Below are 17,541 nucleotides of genomic sequence, written 5' to 3' on the forward strand. Positions count from 1 at the left end.
GGATACCCAGCGAGTCAAGTTTCAGGAGACACTCCGGCACATGGCAGTCACTTCCAATTCATCCAACATGGTAGTCGGGCTGGATATCGGAACATCCAAGGTAGTGGCCATCGTCGGACAGCCTACCGATGACGGCGGCATCGAGATCGCCGGCATCGGGTCGCACCCTTCGCGCGGCATGAAGAAGGGTGTGGTGATCAACATCGAGTCGACGGTTCAATCGATCCAGCGCGCCGTGGAAGAGGCCGAGTTGATGGCCGGGTGCGATATCCATTCGGTGTATGTCGGTGTGGCAGGCAGCCATATCAGCTCGATGAATTCCGACGGTGTGGTGGCGATTAAAGAGCGCGAAGTCATGCCCACCGACATCGAGCGCGTGATCGATTCGGCGCGAGCGCGGGCCATCTCCGAGGGGCAGCGCGTGCTGCACGTGCTGCCGCAGGAGTTCGCCATCGACACCCAGGGTGGCATTCGTGAGCCGCTGGGTATGTCCGGTGTACGCCTCGAAGCTCGCGTGCATCTGGTTACGGCGGCGCTCAATGCGGTACAGAACATCGATAAATGCGTGCGGCGCTGTGGCCTCGAAGTCGATGCCATCATCCTCGAGCAGCTCGCTTCGAGCATGGCCGTGCTGACCGAGGACGAACGTGAACTCGGCGTCTGCATGGTCGATATCGGCGGAGGTACCACCGATATTGCCGTTTTCACCGAAGGGGCCATTCGTCACACGGCGGTGATCCCCATTGCCGGCGATCAGGTCACCAACGACATTGCCATGGCACTGCGTACGCCGACCCAATATGCCGAAGAAATCAAGGTCAAGTACGCCTGCGCACTCACCCAGCTTGCCGCCAGCGACGAAATGATCAAGGTGCCGAGCGTGGGCGATCGTCCTTCCCGCGATCTGTCGCGCCAGGCTCTGGCCGAAGTCGTGGAGCCGCGCTACGAAGAGCTGTTCACGCTGATCCGCGATGAACTGCGGCGCAGCGGCTACGAGGACCTGGTGGCGGCGGGCGTGGTGCTCACCGGTGGCACGTCGCGAATGGAGGGGGTCGTCGAGCTGGCCGAGGAGATTTTCCACATGCCGGTTCGCATCGCCTGCCCGCACAATGTGCGCGGTCTCTCCGATGTCGTGCGCAATCCGATTTATTCCACCGGTGTTGGTTTGCTACATTACGCCCTTCAGGAGGCTAGGCACGGGCATGGCCGCGAGGGCAGGGTGGTGGCAGCACCCCCCAGGCGTGATGACGTCTCTCAGCGTGGAGGATGGGAAGGGATTCCGGCGCTGGCAAAACTCAAGGGCTGGTTGAAAGGAAATTTCTGACAGGGCCGCGGCGCGGTCCAGGAGACGGGGCTTATGTTCGAACTGGTAGATAGCGCACCCTCGAGCAGTGCGGTCATCAAGGTCGTCGGCGTGGGCGGTGGCGGTGGTAACGCCGTCAATCACATGGTCGAGAGCAACATCGAAGGCGTCGAGTTCATCTGCGCCAATACGGACGCTCAGGCGCTCAAGCGGGTAGCCGCCAAGACCGTGCTCCAGCTCGGCAACGAGATCACCAAGGGGCTGGGTGCCGGTGCCAATCCGGACGTCGGTCGTCAGGCGGCGATGGAGGATCGCGAGCGTATCGCCGAACTTCTCAACGGCGCCGACATGGTCTTCATCACCGCCGGCATGGGTGGCGGTACCGGTACCGGCGGCGCGCCGGTGGTGGCTCAGGTGGCCAAGGAGCTGGGTATCCTCACCGTGGCCGTGGTCACCCGCCCGTTCCCCTTCGAGGGGCCGAAGCGCATGCGCGTGGCGGAAGAGGGCATGAAGGAGCTCTCCGAGCACGTCGACTCGCTGATCACCATCCCCAACGAGAAGCTGCTCTCCGTGCTGGGCAAGAACGCCAGCCTGCTGACTGCCTTCAGCGCCGCCAACGACGTGCTGCTGGGTGCCGTGCAGGGGATCGCCGAACTGATCACCAGCCCCGGCATCATCAACGTCGACTTTGCCGACGTGCGTACCGTGATGTCGGAAATGGGCATGGCGATGATGGGTACCGGTGGCGCCACCGGCGAGAACCGTGCCCGTGAGGCCGCCGAGAAGGCCATCCGCAGCCCGCTGCTGGAGGACATCGATCTCCACGGCGCCCGCGGTATCCTGGTCAACATCACTGCCGGCCCGGATCTGTCGATTGGCGAGTTCAACGATGTCGGTGCCACGGTGCAGGAGTTCGCCTCTCAAGACGCCACCATCGTCGTGGGCACTTCCATCGACATGGACATGACCGACGAGCTGCGGGTCACCGTGGTGGCTGCCGGGCTCGAAGGCCGTCAGGTCAAGGCGGCGGCACAGGCTACCAAGCGCAACGAGGGTAGCGAGTATCGGCAGCGGGCTCAGCCGGCCATGCGCCAAAGTGCCGTGGCCAAGGCCGAGCCTCAGGAAGCCGCCAAGCCGCAACCCGAGAAGCGGCGCTCTCCTCAGGAGCTGGACGATTACCTGGACATTCCGGCCTTCCTGCGTCGACAGGCCGATTGAGAAAAGCTATTGCAGGCTTAGGCAGGGCCAGGAGATGTTTTTTTGTTGAAACAGTCGTTCGGTGTTATAGTGAACGGTGTTTGATAACCTAACAACGGCCTGGCTACTGCCCATGATCAGACAACGCACCCTGCAGAACACCATCCGCGCCACCGGCGTCGGTCTCCATTCAGGCAAGAAGGTCTACCTGACCCTGCGCCCTGCACCGGTAAACACGGGTATCGTGTTCGTGCGTACGGACCTGGATCCCGAAGTCCAGGTGCCGGCCAGTGCCACTCTGGTTACCGACACTACCCTGTGCACCGCGCTCTCGCGCGGCGAGGTCAAGGTCGCTACCGTGGAGCATCTCATGTCCGCGCTGGCCGGCCTGGGCATCGACAACGCCTATGTCGACATCAGCGCTCCTGAAGTGCCGATCATGGACGGCAGCGCCGGTCCTTTCGTGTTCCTGATCCAGTCGGCCGGTATCGCCGAGCAGGAGGCGCCCAAGAAGTTCATCCGCATCAAGCGTGAGGTGGTGGTCCAGGAGGACGGCAAGGAAGCACGCTTCCTGCCGCATCAGGGCTTCAAGGTCTCCTTCGCCATCGAGTTCGATCATCCGGTCTTCGAGGATCAGAAGCAGACCGCGGTGGTGGACTTCTCGACGACCTCTTTCGTCAAGGAGGTCTCCCGGGCCAGGACCTTCGGCTTCATGCGCGATCTCGAATACCTGCGCTCCAACAACCTCGCCCTGGGCGGCAGCCTCGACAACGCCATCGTGGTCGACGACTACCGCATCGTGAACGAGGGTGGGCTGCGCTACGAGGACGAGTTCGTCAAGCACAAGGTACTAGACGCCATCGGCGACCTCTACCTGCTGGGCTACAGCCTGATCGGTGAGTTCCGTGGCGTGAAGTCGGGCCACGCGTTGAACAACCAGCTGTGTCGCGCTCTGCTGGCCCAGCCCGATGCCTACGAGATCGTCACCTTCGAGAAGGAGCGCGAGCTGGCGCCCATCTCCTATGCGCAGCCGGCCATGGCCTGATCCTCGGCCTTGCCGCGACCGCTCATGCCAACGGCGCCGCCTTCGGGCGGCGCCGTCGTTTTCGGGCCTTCAGCCCAGCGTGGCTGTCACTTCAGAAACCAGTCCTTCATCGTGCCCGTGATCTGGCGCATGTCCGCCTCGGACGTGACATAGGCGGGCATGGTGTAGAGCCAGCGTCCGAACGGGCGCAGCCAGACCCCTTGGCGGCGGGCGAATGCTGCAACGCCCTGCAGCCGGCTGGCTTCCTTTACCTCGATAACGGCGGTGGCGCCGAGCACGCGCACGTCGTCGACCTCGGGATGCCGGCGCAGTGCTTCGTCCTCCAGCAGCTCTTCTCGCAGCACGCCGTTGAGCTTAGCGATCTTGTCCAGGTAGCGCTCCTCCTCGAACACGGCGAGGCTCTCCAGGGCGACGCGACAGGCCAGCGGGTTGCCCATGAAGGTGGGGCCGTGCATGAAGGCATGCAGCGGCGACTCGCCGACGAAGGCGTCGTGTACCCGGTCGGTGGCCAGGGTGGCCGCATGGCCCAGGTAACCGCCGGTCAGGCCCTTTGAGAGCACCATGATGTCCGGCGTCACGCCAGCATGGTCGGCGGCAAACAGCTTCCCGGTGCGACCGAAGCCGGTGGCCACCTCGTCGAACACCAGCAACACGTCGAACTCGTCGCACAGCTGCCGCGCGCCGCTCAAATAGAGCGGCGAGGTCATGTTGAGGCCGCCGGCGGCCTGCAGCAGCGGCTCCATCAGCAGCGCGGCGATCTCGCCGTGGTGGCGTTCGAGCACGCTGCGCAGGGCGGCCAGGTCCCTCGCCACCTCGTCGGGTCCGGCGTCGTAAGGGGCTCGCGGTGCGGGCGCGAAGTGGTGGCGGGGCAGATACCCGGAAAACAGACTGTGCATGCCCTCTTCGGGATCGCATACCGCCATGCAGCCGCTGGTATCGCCGTGATAGGCCTTCATCAGCGACAGCATGCGGTGCTTTGCGGGCTTGCCGCGCAGGTGGTAATACTGCACGGCCATCTTCATCGCCACTTCCATGCCCACCGAGCCGCTGTCGGAGAAGAACACGTGTTCGAGCCCGGGCGGCGTGATCCTCACCAGCTCGCGGGCCAGCCTGTCGGCGGGCTCATGGGTGAGCCCGCCCAGCATCACGTGGCACAGGGTGTCCGCCTGTTCCTTGATGGCGGCCACCAGGCGTGGATGCGAGTAGCCATGGATCATGCACCACCAGGAACAGGTGGCGTCGAGCAGCGTCTCGCCGCCTTCGAGGAAGAAGCGCGGCCCTTCACCGCCGACGACCTTGGGCGCGGCAGCCTGGGTGAGCAGATGGGCATAGGGATGCCAGACGGGGGAAGCCATCAGCGCCTCCGTGAAGGTTGAGCGGTAAGTTGAGCAGTGAGTTGATGCCTGGGCGTGGAGCGGGCACAGCGAGTCGGCAGCGTCATGCGCGCCGTAACGGCAGCCACGTAGGTTGCGGCACACCTTGCAAGGGCAAAAACGGCCAGGGCAAAAACGGCCAGGGCAAAAACGGGAAGTGTCACACGGCTCGAAGTGGATGAGCCGAGATGGTGCGGATGGGGAGACTTGAACTCCCACGCCCGAAGGCACCAGAACCTAAATCTGGCGTGTCTACCAATTCCACCACATCCGCACGGTTGGGCAGGCGTCCACATTGTACGGACCCCGGGGGGCAAGTCAATTGCCATGGGGCAGCTCGAGGTGCGTCAGGGCGGCTTCGGGGCGTCTGGCCGGGGCCACACGGCTCAAGCGCGGCACCACGCCCAGGCAGGGAGCGTCGAGGGTGCGTTGCAGGGTCGCCAGGTTGTCGGCATAGAGCGATTCGTCGCGGGCGAAGTCGGCATCCAGCAGGTTGCCCACCCAGCCGACCAGGCGAGCGCCGTCGGCACGTATCGCCTCCGCCGTCAGGCGGGCATGGTTGAGGCAGCCGAGCTTGAGGCCGACCACCAGGATGACCGGCAGATCGAGGCGCGTTGCCAGCCCGGCCAGGTCTTCGCTGTCGTTGAGCGGCACCCGCCAGCCCCCGGCGCCCTCCACCAGGGTGAAATCGCGAGGAGCCTGCAACCGGGCGGCAACCTCCTCGCTCAGCCCGGCGAGATCGAGCTGGACGCCGGCGCGCCGGGCGGCCAGATGCGGTGCGATGGCGGGCTCGAAGGCGAAGGGGTTGATCGTGTCGTAGCTCACCGCCGGCACGCTGCGGGCCAGCAGGGCCAGGGCATCGTCGTTGCGCAGGCCGTCGGGGGTGTTGGCACAACCCGAAGCGACGGGTTTGAGCCCCAGCGTGGTGAGGCCCCTGGCGCGTGCCAGGGCCAGCAGGCCGGCGGCGACTAGGGTCTTGCCGGCGTCGGTATCGGTGCCGGTCACGAAGTAGGCGGACATGATGCCGGCTCCTTGTCGAGAACGAGGGTGAGACGCTGATAGCTCAGCGGCAGGCCCGCGGGCTCGCGCAGCGCTTCGTAGCGCCGCTCGGCGCGGCGCAGATCGTGGCGGGTACGGCGCGCGGCAGAGCGGGTGGCCTGGGCGCCGACTCCCCTGATTGAGGCCATGACGGCCGTCAGGTCGGGATAGAAGAAGCGCTCGGCGGTCTCGCTGCAGTGGACACGGGTAAAACCCGCCAGTCGGGCGCTGGCCAGATGCTCCAGCCTGGAGCGAAAGGCGAGCAGGCTATCCGGCGTGGACCAGGCATGAGCCACCTCGCGCAGCGTACCGGGTCCCAGGGTATTGATCACGGCCCGTCCACCGGGGCGTAGTACGCGAAACAGCTCGGCCATCAGCGCATCGAGATCGGTACACCATTGAATCGCCAGGTTGGAGAACACCAGATCCAGCTGGCGGGGGGCCAGGGGCAGCTCGGCGGCATCGGCACAGAGCCAGGCGATGCCTTCGCCCTCGGTCTCGCGTGCCACTTGCAGCATGCCCGGGGCAAGATCGAGCCCCAGTACCTGGCAGTGCGGGCCGAAATACGCCGCCAGGCGTCGGCTCCAGTGTCCGGGGCCGCAGCCCAGGTCCAGCACGACCTCGGCCTGGGCCGGCAGATGCTCCCACAGCGCCGCGCCCATCTGCTGCTGGGCCTGTGCCAACTGCGTATAGCGACCCGAGGCCCGGGAAAAGGCCTGGGCGACCTGCCGGCGCCAGACGCTCGGATCGTCCGGTGTTGGCCGGGCATCGGCGTGACCAAGGCTCCCGCTCATGTCGCTGCCTCGTGCTTGTCGTCGGCTGCTACCTCTGCCCTCAGCTGCGCCAGGTAGGCGGTGAGCGCTGCCGGACATGACAACATGGGGCAGTGGCCGGTATCGGCCAATACCAGATCGGCCGAGCGGCGCGCCGCCTCGCTCAGCAGACCGTCCTGGGTTCCTGCGACGCGTCGGATCGGACAGGGCGGCGCGGCGAGCCAGGGCGTCAAATCGATCTCGGCCAACTGGTGAAGGCCGGTTTCCAGGGTGAGCGTCGAGGCGCTGGGGCGGCTCCCGATCAGGTCCAGCAGCCGCCGATGTGCCGTGCGCGGAGTGGGCTCGCCCTGCAGCTGCCAGCGTAGAAAATGCTGCCAGGTAGCCTGGGGCTCGCGCTCGAAGGCGCGGCGGAAGGTGTCGAGTTCCGCGGCCGAGACTCCGCCTGCGTGGCAGAAGCGCGCCGCGGTGCCGATCAATACCAGCGCCCGGGGCGGTGGCAGATGGGCCAGCAGCGCGCCGGCGAGCAGTCCGCCGAGTGACCAGCCGACCCAGACGGCATCGGCGGGCAGCGCATCGCGCATCAGCGACGCAAGCTCGGGCAGTGAAGCAGGGTGGGTCTCTCCACGGCGTTCGCCGTAACCGGGCCAGTCGGGAGTGCGTATCTCCATACCGGCCGGCCAGCAGGGGGCGAGGGGCTGCCAGATGCGTGCATCGATGCCCCAGCCCGAGAGCAGCACCATGGCCGTCATGCCGCGGCCTCCTCGTGCAGACGGGCCAACGCTTCGAGCAGCCGGTCTAGGCTTTCCCGCGAGTGGCTGGCGCGCAGGGTGATGCGCAGCCGGGCTTCTCCGTTGGGTACGGTAGGCGGGCGAATGGCGCCGACCAGCAGGTCTGCCTCGCGCAGGCGGGCCGCCCAGTGCATGACCTGCCGGCCCTCGCCCAGAATCAGGGGTTGAATGGGAGTGAAGGAGTCGCCCAGGGGCAGGTCGAGCAGCGCCGCTTCGCGGCGGAAATAGTGGATGTTGTCGCGCAGCTGCTGGCGACGCTCCGGCTCGGCGGCCAGAACGTCGAGTGCCGCCAGGCTGGCGGCGGCCACGCCTGGCGGCTGGGCGGTGGTGTAGACGTAGGCACGGGCGAACTGGATGAGATGTTCGATCAGCGCATCGCTGCCGGCGACGAAGGCACCGCCGGTGCCCAGCGCCTTGCCCAGTGTGCCGACCAGCACCGGCACGTGCTCGACCCCGTGGGCGTGCCCCACGCAGCCGTCGCCGTGGGCGCCGAGAACGCCGATGCCGTGGGCATCGTCGATCATCAGCCAGGCGTCGTGGCGGGCGCTGACCGCGGCCAGGCCGCCGACATCCGCCACGTCGCCGTCCATGCTGAACACACCGTCGCTGACCACCAGTTTGGCGGCCCCTGCCGATGCCCGGCCGAGCAGGCGTTCTAGATCATCGAGGTCGCGATGATGAAAGCGCCGCGAGCGCGCCCCGGCGAGGGCGGCGCCGTCGAGCAGGGAGGCGTGGTTGAGGCGATCCTGGAAGATCAGGGTGTTGCTGTCGCAAAGGGCGTGCAGGGTACCCAGGTTGGCCATGTAGCCGGTGGAGAAGAGCAGCGCCCGGGGCCGCCCGACGAGCTCCGCCAGGCGCCGTTCGAGCGCTTCATGGACCTCTAGATGGCCGCTGACCAGGTGCGAGGCACCGGCGCCGGCACCGAATCGTTCTGCTGCAGCCGCTTGGGCCTCGGCCAGGCGCGGGTCGTCCTTCAGGCCGAGGTAGTCGTTGCCGGCAAAATCGACCAGCCCCGGCTGTAGCGTGTCGCGCTCACGCCAGAGCCCCTGGGTGCGGCGCCAGGCTGCGGCCGCTTCGAGTCGCTCGGTCCAGACGGCGGAACCCGACGGCATGATCTCAGACCTGCGTGGCGTCGTAGGCCAGTGCGGCGCTGGCCGCCTGGGTGGTCTGACGGGCCAGGGCGCCTTCCAGCGTGGCCTGCTGGCGAGCGTCGTCCTGGCAGGTTTCGCGCCGTTCGGGATGTAGACCGAGCTTGGCGAACAGGGCGCGGTCGCGCTCCGCCTGGGGATTGCCGGTGGTCAGCAGCCTGTCGCCGTAGAAGATGGAGTTGGCTCCGGCCAGGAAAGCCAGCGCCTGGGTCGACTCGTCCATCTGCTCACGGCCGGCCGAAAGGCGCACGTGGCTGGTCGGCATCAGGATACGGGCCACGGCGATGGCACGTATGAACTCGATGGGGTCGAGATCTTCCACCTGCTCCAGCGGCGTACCAGGCACCTTGACCAGCATGTTGATCGGCACCGACTCGGGGTGCGGCTCGAGGCGGGCCAGCTGCTGCAGCAGCGCGGCACGGTCGCGAGGCGCCTCGCCCATGCCGAGAATGCCACCGGAGCACACCTTCATGCCCGCATCGCGCACGTTGGCCAGGGTTTCCAGGCGGTCGGCGTAGGTGCGGGTGGTGATGATCTCGCCGTAGAACTCCGGCGAGGTATCCAGGTTGTGGTTATAGTAGTCGAGGCCGGCCTCGGCCAGGCGGCGGGCCTGATCGCCATCCACCATGCCCAGAGTCATGCAGGTCTCGAGCCCCAGCGCCTTGACCCGGCTGACCATCTCCAGCACCACAGCGAGATCCTTTTCGCGCGGGCTGCGCCAGGCCGCGCCCATGCAGAAGCGGCTGGCACCGGCCTCCTGGGCGGCCTTGGCCTGGGCCACCACCTTCTCGATCTCCAGCAGCTTCTCCTTGTCCAGCCCGGTGGTGTAGTGACCCGACTGGGGGCAGTACTTGCAGTCTTCCGGACAGGCCCCGGTCTTGATCGAGAGCAGGGTGGAGACCTGCACGGCATTGGGATCGAAGTGGGCGCGATGCACCTGCTGGGCGCGGAACAGCAGATCGTTGAAGGGCAGGGCGAAGAGCGCCTCGATTTCGGCCAGCGACCAGTCGTGGCGCGGCTGCGCATTGGCATGGGAATCGGACAGGCCGCCGAGGCTGGTGGGCAGGGCATCGGTCATGGGGACTCGCCTTGGTCAACTTTGAAAAGACATGATGTTGACCATGAAGCGTACGTGAAACTGACACGCTGTCAACCCATCCTTGGGGAAGGGTTGACAGTCGTCTGGCTGCGTACGGCTTGGCCTGTTTCGGCACCGTTAAATGATAAGCTTGGCGCCTGTCCGCCATGGCACAAGGACCCAGGCCGTGCAGGAAAACATTGAGCCCCGATGCGCACCGGAAGCGTCGCCGGAAACAGCAGTCGCGGACCAAGCCTCAGGCCTGGTCTCAGATAAGGCGGCGAGTGAAGAGGCAGTGGCCGGTGGGAAGACGACGATCGGCTGGCTGCGTTCGCTCTGGCACGGCCTCGATCTCGGCCTGCGCCGTGCACTGCCGGGCCGCTGCGGCTTCTGTCTGGCAACGGCGGAGCGGGACCGCCCCTGGTGTGCGGCCTGCTTCGAGGCGCTGCCGTGGAACCTGCCGGCCTGTCCCAGCTGTGCCGAACCGCAGCCCTCGGGGTCGCTGGCTGAAAAACGTTGCGGCCACTGCCTGAGCCGACCGCCGGCCTTCGTCCGTTCGCGGGTGCCGTTGCGCTATCAGGACGAAGTGGCCCAGTTGATGCAGCGCTTCAAGTTTCATGCTTCGCCGCGGGCCGGCACCGTGCTGCTCGAGCTCTTCGAGTTAGGGCTGGAACAACGCATGCTGACCTGGCCCGAGGCGCTGATCCCGGTGCCGCTGCACCCCAAGCGCGCCCGGGAGCGCGGCTTCGACCAGGCCGACTGGCTGGCCAGGCGTCTGGCGGCGCGCCACGGCTTGCGGCTCTACAGGGCGCAGCGTCGCCATCACACCCCCTCGCAGCGCGGCCTGGACCGTACCGAGCGCTTCGGCAATCTGCGCGATGCGTTCGTGATTACCGCAGCGCTCCCCGAGCGGGTGGCGCTGCTCGACGATGTCATGACCACCGGCGCCACCCTGGATGCACTGGCCCGGGCCTGCCTGGCCGCCGGCGCCCGCGAGGTGGAGGCCTGGGCGCTGGCGCGCACGCCGTTATAAGCAGTAGGCCGGCTCACAGGGTCGGCTCCGACTGATAAGATAGGGGGTTCTTTTCCACCGGTGACGATCATGCAGAGCACGCCGCACCCTTTTGCCAGCCTTTCTCCCGCCCGTGTGGTGGCCGCCGTCGAGTCGCTCGGCTTCTGGCTGCCCGGCGAGCCCTTCGCGCTCAACAGCTACGAGAACCGGGTGTATCTGCTGCATGACGACGAGGGGCAGCGCTGGGTGGCCAAGTTCTATCGCCCCGAGCGCTGGCAGGACGCCCAGATCCAGGAAGAGCACGATTTCCTGGATGAGCTGGTGGCAGAGGGCGTGGCCGTGGCGGCGCCCTGGCGCAACGCAGAGGGGCAGAGTCTGCATCATGCCGAGGGCTTTCGGCTGGCGCTGTTCCCGCAGCTGTCGGGGCAGGCGCCGGAGCTGGAGAATCCGTCCCACCTGTATGCGTTGGGTGAACTGATCGGCGCCGTGCACGCCATTGGCGAGCGCTCTGCCTTCCGCCATCGCGTAAGTCTCGATCTGGATGGCATGGTGCGCGAGGCCCAGCAGCGGGTGCTCGGCGCCCCTTGGCTCGATCGCCGCCAGCGCCAGGCTTACGAGCGAATCAGCAACGCACTGTATGCCGAGCTGCAGGCCTACGCCTGGAAGCCGGAGATGACGATACGGGTACAGGGTGACTGCCATATCGGCAACATGCTGGGCCGCGACGACCACTTCGCGCTGGTGGACTTCGACGACTGCCTGATGGCGCCGGCCATTCAGGATCTCTGGATGCTGTTCACCGCCGAGCATGAGGTGGAGTGGCAGATGCAACTCTCTGAGGTGCTGGAGGGCTACGAGCAGCAGCGCGAGTTCGACCGCAGTGAATTGAAGCTGATCGAGCCGCTGCGAACCTTGCGTCTGATGCGTCACAGTGCCTGGCTGGTCGCCCGCTGGGACGATCCGGCCTTCCCGCCGGCGTTCCCGTGGGTACCCGATGCCGGCTACTGGGATGCGCACATTCGTCAGTTGGAGCAGCAGCGGCTGGCGTTGGCACAGGCACCGCGCTGGCTGGCCTGACGATTGGCTCGAAAGCGGGGGCTGGGTACTGGCGCTGCGAGGGGAAGCCCGGCGCACTCGACTGGAGTGCGCCGGCAGGAATCACATGTCGTCGGGGTCGGGGCGCTCGGCGGGAATCGGGTTGGCGATACCCGCGCCGTTGGCCTGGCGGCGCTGCTCGTTGATACGGGCGGAAGGGTTGTCCTGCTCCTCGATCTCCAGTGCGCTGGCCAGCTTGAGATGGAATACGTGATCGGCGTCCAGCTCACAGCGCTCACCGTCACACGCCACGATCCCGTAGCTGCCATCCAGCTCGTAGCCGGCGGCAGAGAGGCTGCCGCTGTAGATATCGCTGTCGCCGCCATCCGTCTCGATGCAGGTCAACGACTTGGTGGTGATGCGTAGACGGTCGCCGTCCTGACGGGCATCGCCGACGAGAACGCAGTATTCCGGCAGCTCATGGCTGGCTTCGACAGCGCCGCCGGCGGGGCGCAGCAGAATGTCGTCCAGACGCGTCTCTCCGCCTGCCAGGGTCAGGCTGTCGACCGCCTGTACCGCGACGGTGGCATCCTTGGGTAGAGAGAGTGTGCCTGCCGCGGCATGCAGAGGCATCAGAAGTAGGGCCATTCCGCTGGCCGCCAGTATCGCATCCGAAATCTTGATCATATCGTGCTCTCGCGGGGACAAGGCTGCGCGTTTCGGCAGTTTCTATACGTGGCATTTTACCATAGCCGGCGGTACGCAGCAGTGGCACGAATGTCGCAGCGGAGCAATTTCAGACGACCTGCCTGCGAGATACTGTGGGTTACGGTAGAATGACGGCAGGATTGGATAAAGTTGTACAAAGTATAATTTTTGTATATTTTTTGATTGGTAGCGACGATGGCCGGGCCATCGCGAAATTGAGCGGTACCATCCAGTAGTCGCAGGGCCTGACCATGAACGAAGAGCTTGCCAACTTCTATCGCCAGATCATTCTCGAATTGGGGGAGGACCCCGAGCGTGAGGGGCTGCGCGATACGCCCAAGCGTGCCGCCAAGGCGATGCAGTTTCTCACCCGCGGTTACTCACAGACCCTCGAGGAGCTGGTCAACGGCGCCGTATTCGAAAGCGAGACCGACGAGATGGTGCTGATCAAGGACATCGAGCTCTATTCGATGTGCGAACACCATCTGCTGCCGTTCATCGGCAAGTGCCACATCGCCTACCTGCCCAGCGGCAAGGTGTTGGGGTTGTCCAAGTTCGCACGTATCGTCGACATGTATGCTCGACGCATGCAGATTCAGGAAAACCTGACACGACAGGTGGCCGAGGCCGTGCAACAGGTCACCGGTGCCCGAGGCGTGGCCGTGGTGATCGAGGCGCGCCATCTGTGCATGATGATGCGCGGCGTGGAGAAGCAGAATTCCAGCATGTCCTCTTCGGTGATGCTGGGCGCCTTTCGCGACAACCCGACGACACGCCAGGAGTTTCTCATGCTGGTCGCTGGGCGCTGAACGCGCCGCGCCGGCCTAGCGCTCTTCCTTACAGGAGCCAATGCCATGCCCCTGCACGCTCTGGACGATCAGCACCTCGACCATGACCTGGCGACCATTCGCATCAAGAACCTGCGCCTGCGTACTTTCATCGGCATCAAGGACGAGGAGATCCTCAATCGGCAGGACGTGGTGATCAATGCCGTGATCCGCTACCGGGCCGACAAGGCGGTGGCGTTCAATCGCATCGAGCAGGCGTTGAACTATCGCACCATCACCAAGGAGGTCATCGCCATGGTGGAGGATGGCCGATTCCAACTGCTGGAGCGCATGACCCGCGAAGTGCTGGATCTGATCATGTCTCACGAGCAGGTGCTCACCGCTCAGGTAGAGATCGACAAGCCCCATGCGCTGCGCTTTGCCGACTCCGTCTCCATTACGCTCTCCGCCAGCCGGGAGCCGCGTCGCCAGCCCTGACCGATACCTCTCCTCGACCCGCCTCGGGTTGGTGGCAGCGGGGCTTTGCGCTTAGCATGGGGCAGTACCGCTGAGCCGAAAGAGAGAGACGCAACGTTGGAACGTGACATCTCCGCCCCGGAATCGCCGCGGCGGCGCTATGCCCCCTGGGCCATGACCGCCATCGTGACGGCACTCGTTGCCCTGCTGTTCCAGGGTAGCCTGCCGCCATTGAACATTGCCGCCGCCATCTTCGCGCTGATGGGGCTGCGCCAGATCCGCCGCCACCCCGACCGCTACATTGGCCGAGCTTTTTGCTGGCTGGCCATCGCGCTGGTGCTGATACTTGCCATACTGACGGCGATGCTCCAGCCCCCGATGCTGGACGATGCTCCCGCCACTGCCCCCGAGCCGCGCGCCATCGAGGCGGAATGACGAGATAAGGCGCGGCACGAATTCATACACGTTAAATGAAGCAAGGCCCGCAGAGGCCAGGAGAAACGACATGGAAGCTCTGAAGGAAACGCAGCTCTACTGTCCGTTCGCCTACATCGACGGCAGTTGGGTCGCTGCCGACAGCGGTGAGCAGATCGAAGTGGTCAACCCGGCGACCGGCGAGACCTTCGGCACCGTGCCGAGGCTGGGCCGGGCAGAGACCGAGCGCGCCATCGCCGCAGCGGATGCGGCGCTGGTCGGTTGGCGTGCTCTCACCGCTCAGGAGCGGGCCGATATCCTCATGAAATGGCACGACCTGATGATGGAGCATCAGGACGATCTGGCAATGATCATGACCCACGAGCAGGGCAAGCCGCTCAAGGAGGCCGCCGGCGAGATCGCCTATGCAGCGAGTTTCCTGCGCTGGTTTGCCGAAGAGGCGCGGCGCATCTACGGCGAGACCATCCCGGCGGCGAAGCCCAATCAGCGTATCGTGGTGACCAAGCAGCCAGTGGGGGTGGTCGGTGCCATCACGCCGTGGAACTTCCCGGCGGCGATGATCACGCGCAAGGCCGGTGCGGCGCTGGCGGCAGGCTGTACCATCGTGATCAAGCCGGCCAGCCAGACCCCGTTCTCGGCTACCGCGCTGGCGCTGCTGGCCGAGCGCGCCGGCATCCCGCGCGGTGTCTTCAACGTGGTGCCGGGTCGGGCCAGCGAGATCGCCTCGGCGATGACCGAGTCGCCGCTGGTGCGCAAGATCACCTTCACCGGCTCCACCGAGGTGGGCCGCGAGCTGATGGCGCAGGCCTCTCGCCACATTCAGAAGATCTCGCTGGAGCTGGGCGGCAATGCGCCGTTCATCGTCTTCGAGGACGCCGACCTGGATGCCGCCGTCGAGGGGGCCATGGCGGCCAAGTTCCGCAATGCAGGCCAGACCTGCATCTGCACCAATCGCTTCCTGGTGCAGTCCAGCGTGATCAACGCCTTCTGCGAAAAGCTGGCGGTGGCGATGAACAGCGAGCTGAAGGTGGGCGACGGCACCGAACCGGACATCAACATCGGCCCGCTGATCGACGAAAAGGCGGTAGCCAAGGTGAGCGAGCACGTGCACGACGCCGTCGACAAGGGCGCTGAACTGCTGTTGGGCGGCAATCCCCATCCGCTGGGGGGCAACTTCTTCTCGCCGACGTTGATCAGCTTCGCCAACGCCGACATGAAGGTTGCCCACGAGGAGACCTTCGGCCCGCTGGCAGCGGTATTCCCCTTCGAGGACGAGGAAGACGCCGTGCAGATGGCCAACGACACCCAGTACGGCCTGGCCTCCTATTTCTACTCGCGGGATCTGGGCCGGGTATGGCGTGTCGCCGATGCGCTGGAGTACGGCATGGTGGGCATCAACACCGGGCTCATCTCCAACACCGCGGCGCCGTTCGGCGGGGTCAAGGCCTCGGGCCTCGGCCGCGAAGGCGGCCATCAGGGAATCGAGGAGTTTCTCGAAACCAAGTACCTCTGCATCGATCTTGGTTAATAAACGGGCTGCGCTCGGTCATACGGCGTTGAAAACTGGCTTAGAATGCTCACTTACAACAGTAAGCTCCGCTTCTTCGCCAGTTTTCGCCTTGTCTGACCGTCGCTCGCACCGTTTCTCGAGATAGAGAAGCATAAAGCGAAAACCCCACACGGGCGTCTAGCCCAGGTGGGGTTTTGCGTGTGACTTGCCGCTTGCTCCTTGCTCCTTGCTTCTCGGCGAGCGTCAGTGCCTGAAGTGGCGCATCCCGGTAAACACCATGGCGATGCCGGCTTCGTTGGCGGCGTCGATTACTTCCTGGTCGCGCATGGAGCCGCCGGGCTGGATCACCGCAGTGATGCCGGCCGCTGCGGCGGCATCGATGCCGTCGCGGAAGGGGAAGAAGGCGTCCGAGGCCATCACCGAGCCGGGCACGGAGAGGCCCTCGTCGGCGGCCTTGATACCGGCGATCTTGGCCGAGTAGACGCGGCTCATCTGGCCGGCGCCGACGCCGATGGTCTGGCCGTCCTTGGCGTAGACGATGGCGTTGGACTTGACGTACTTGGCCACCTTCCAGGCGAAGGCCAGGTCGCGCATCTCCTGCTCGCTTGGCACGCGCTCGCTGACCACGGTCAGCTCGTCGCGGCCGACCATGCCGAGGTCGCGGTCCTGTACCAGCAGCCCGCCGGTGACGCGCTTGAAGTCGTGGGCGTGCTCGCGCTCGCCGGGCCAGTTGTCGCCGACGTCGAGCAGGCGCACGTTTTGCTTCTCGGCGACGATGGCAAGGGCGGCTTCCTCGACCCCGGGGGCGATGATCACCTCGACGAACTGGCGGTCGATGATGGCGCGGGCGGTCTCGGCGTCCAGCGGGCGGTTGAAGGCGATGATGCCGCCGAAGGCGCTGGTGGGGTCGGTGGCGAAGGCCTTGTCGTAGGCTTCACGGGGCGAGGCGCCAACCGCCACGCCACAGGGGTTGGCGTGCTTGACGATCACGCAGGCGATGTCGGTGAAGCTCTTGACGCACTCGAAGGCGGCGTCGGTGTCGGCCACGTTGTTGAACGACAGCTCCTTGCCCTGCAGCTGGCGGGCGGTGGCGACGCTTGCCTCGCGGGCGTCGGCTTCGACGTAGAAGGCCGCGCTCTGGTGCGGGTTCTCGCCGTAGCGCATGGCCTGCTTCTTGACGAACTGCACGTTGTAGGTGCGCGGGAAGCCATCCTCGCCGCCGGGCACGCGCTGGCCCAGGTAGTCGGCGATGGCGGCATCGTAGCCGGCGGTGTGCTCGAAGGCCTTCACTGCCAGGTCGAAGCGGGTGGCATGGCTCACCGCGCCGCTGCCCGAGTCGATCTCGGCCAGCACGCGATCATAGTCGCCGGCATCCACCACGATGGTGGTGTGGGCGTGGTTCTTGGCACAGGCGCGCACCATGGTCGGGCCGCCGATGTCGATGTTTTCGATGGCGTCCTCGAGCGTGCAGTCCGGCTTGGCGACGGTCTGGGCGAAGGGGTAGAGGTTGACCACCACCATGTCGATGGGCGCAATGCCGTGCTCGGCCATCACCGCGTCGTCCTGACCGCGGCGACCCAGGATGCCGCCATGGATCTTCGGGTGCAGGGTCTTGACGCGGCCGTCCATGATCTCGGGAAAGCCGGTGTGCTCGGACACCTCGGTAACGGCGATGCCGTTCTCCTGCAGCAGGCAGAAGGTGCCGCCGGTCGAAAGCAGCTCGACACCGCGTTCGCTCAGGCCGCGGGCGAAGTCGACGATGCCGGTCTTGTCGGAGACGCTGATCAGGGCGCGGCGTACCGGGGTGGGGGAGGCTTGGGCCATGGTGCGGTGCAACTCTCTGTGGGAAGTGGA

At 65.8% G+C, this 17,541-nt stretch carries 17 protein-coding genes and 1 tRNA gene; 9 read left to right on the forward strand and 9 right to left on the reverse strand.

The window, feature by feature from the left end; translation table 11 throughout:
- The first annotated feature begins 40 nt into the window (after positions 1-40).
- From ftsA to lpxC, 3 genes are all read left to right on the forward strand, one after another.
- Positions 41-1,324, forward strand: a complete 1,284-nt coding sequence (gene ftsA / locus C4S71_RS03170) for a cell division protein FtsA (RefSeq protein ID WP_086509815.1) — start codon at positions 41-43, stop codon at positions 1,322-1,324.
- A 33-nt stretch (positions 1,325-1,357) separates the two neighbouring features.
- On the forward strand, positions 1,358-2,521 hold the full coding sequence (ftsZ, locus tag C4S71_RS03175; RefSeq protein WP_086509814.1) for a cell division protein FtsZ: 1,164 nt from the start codon (positions 1,358-1,360) through the stop codon (positions 2,519-2,521).
- A gap of 112 nt (positions 2,522-2,633) precedes the next feature.
- Positions 2,634-3,545 (forward strand): UDP-3-O-acyl-N-acetylglucosamine deacetylase, encoded by a 912-nt coding sequence (lpxC, locus tag C4S71_RS03180; protein WP_086509813.1) that lies wholly within the window; start codon positions 2,634-2,636, stop codon positions 3,543-3,545.
- A gap of 86 nt (positions 3,546-3,631) precedes the next feature.
- On the opposite strand, the gene bioA is transcribed toward lpxC, so the two are convergent.
- The 7 genes from bioA to bioB form a co-directional block, all read right to left on the reverse strand.
- Positions 3,632-4,900 carry an adenosylmethionine--8-amino-7-oxononanoate transaminase gene (gene bioA, locus C4S71_RS03185; RefSeq protein ID WP_103968180.1) on the reverse strand — a complete coding sequence of 423 codons (1,269 nt, stop codon included), beginning with the start codon at positions 4,898-4,900 and terminating at the stop codon, positions 3,632-3,634.
- Between the two features lie 207 nt (positions 4,901-5,107).
- Positions 5,108-5,192, reverse strand: a tRNA-Leu gene (locus C4S71_RS03190).
- Between the two features lie 44 nt (positions 5,193-5,236).
- Positions 5,237-5,938 (reverse strand): dethiobiotin synthase, encoded by a 702-nt coding sequence (gene bioD / locus C4S71_RS03195; RefSeq protein WP_103968181.1) that lies wholly within the window; start codon positions 5,936-5,938, stop codon positions 5,237-5,239.
- Complete coding sequence (locus tag C4S71_RS03200; RefSeq protein WP_103968182.1) at positions 5,920-6,750, reverse strand: methyltransferase domain-containing protein; 831 nt, start codon at positions 6,748-6,750, stop codon at positions 5,920-5,922. Before C4S71_RS03200 ends, bioD begins: the two co-directional genes overlap by 19 nt.
- On the reverse strand, positions 6,747-7,478 hold the full coding sequence (locus C4S71_RS03205; protein ID WP_103968183.1) for an alpha/beta fold hydrolase: 732 nt from the start codon (positions 7,476-7,478) through the stop codon (positions 6,747-6,749). Before C4S71_RS03205 ends, C4S71_RS03200 begins: the two co-directional genes overlap by 4 nt.
- The gene (gene bioF, locus C4S71_RS03210) at positions 7,475-8,629 is read right to left on the reverse strand and encodes an 8-amino-7-oxononanoate synthase (RefSeq protein WP_103968184.1); all 1,155 of its coding nucleotides are present in this window, start codon (positions 8,627-8,629) and stop codon (positions 7,475-7,477) included. Before bioF ends, C4S71_RS03205 begins: the two co-directional genes overlap by 4 nt.
- 4 nt (positions 8,630-8,633) lie before the next feature.
- A complete protein-coding gene (gene bioB, locus C4S71_RS03215; RefSeq protein ID WP_103968185.1) occupies positions 8,634-9,743 on the reverse strand; it encodes a biotin synthase BioB in 1,110 nt (369 codons plus the stop codon).
- A gap of 295 nt (positions 9,744-10,038) precedes the next feature.
- Between bioB and C4S71_RS03220 the strand changes: the two genes are divergently transcribed.
- Together C4S71_RS03220 and C4S71_RS03225 are read left to right on the forward strand one after the other, a co-directional pair.
- Positions 10,039-10,776: a ComF family protein gene (locus C4S71_RS03220; protein ID WP_103968186.1), complete on the forward strand. Its 738-nt coding sequence runs from the start codon at positions 10,039-10,041 to the stop codon at positions 10,774-10,776.
- 69 nt (positions 10,777-10,845) lie between these two features.
- A complete protein-coding gene (locus C4S71_RS03225; protein ID WP_103968187.1) occupies positions 10,846-11,832 on the forward strand; it encodes a serine/threonine protein kinase in 987 nt (328 codons plus the stop codon).
- An 81-nt stretch (positions 11,833-11,913) separates the two neighbouring features.
- Here the strand turns inward: C4S71_RS03225 and C4S71_RS03230 are convergent, their stop codons facing one another.
- Positions 11,914-12,477, reverse strand: coding sequence for a hypothetical protein (locus tag C4S71_RS03230; RefSeq protein WP_103968188.1), 564 nt, complete (start codon positions 12,475-12,477; stop codon positions 11,914-11,916).
- Between the two features lie 272 nt (positions 12,478-12,749).
- Between C4S71_RS03230 and folE the strand changes: the two genes are divergently transcribed.
- The 4 genes from folE (at position 12,750) to C4S71_RS03250 (ending at position 15,705) form a co-directional block, all read left to right on the forward strand.
- Complete coding sequence (gene folE / locus C4S71_RS03235; RefSeq protein WP_086509803.1) at positions 12,750-13,307, forward strand: GTP cyclohydrolase I FolE; 558 nt, start codon at positions 12,750-12,752, stop codon at positions 13,305-13,307.
- A 45-nt stretch (positions 13,308-13,352) separates the two neighbouring features.
- The gene (folX, locus tag C4S71_RS03240) at positions 13,353-13,763 is read left to right on the forward strand and encodes a dihydroneopterin triphosphate 2'-epimerase (protein ID WP_103968189.1); all 411 of its coding nucleotides are present in this window, start codon (positions 13,353-13,355) and stop codon (positions 13,761-13,763) included.
- A gap of 96 nt (positions 13,764-13,859) precedes the next feature.
- A complete protein-coding gene (locus tag C4S71_RS03245) occupies positions 13,860-14,177 on the forward strand; it encodes a hypothetical protein (protein WP_086509801.1) in 318 nt (105 codons plus the stop codon).
- Between the two features lie 70 nt (positions 14,178-14,247).
- Positions 14,248-15,705, forward strand: a complete 1,458-nt coding sequence (locus C4S71_RS03250) for an NAD-dependent succinate-semialdehyde dehydrogenase (protein ID WP_086509800.1) — start codon at positions 14,248-14,250, stop codon at positions 15,703-15,705.
- 225 nt (positions 15,706-15,930) lie between these two features.
- Here C4S71_RS03250 and purH read toward each other — a convergent pair whose 3' ends face one another.
- Positions 15,931-17,511 carry a bifunctional phosphoribosylaminoimidazolecarboxamide formyltransferase/IMP cyclohydrolase gene (gene purH / locus C4S71_RS03255; protein WP_103968190.1) on the reverse strand — a complete coding sequence of 527 codons (1,581 nt, stop codon included), beginning with the start codon at positions 17,509-17,511 and terminating at the stop codon, positions 15,931-15,933.
- Positions 17,512-17,541 lie beyond the last annotated feature (30 nt).

It is taken from the genome of Billgrantia desiderata (assembly GCF_900108215.1).
Taxonomy (GTDB): Bacteria; Pseudomonadota; Gammaproteobacteria; order Pseudomonadales; family Halomonadaceae; genus Halomonas; species Halomonas desiderata.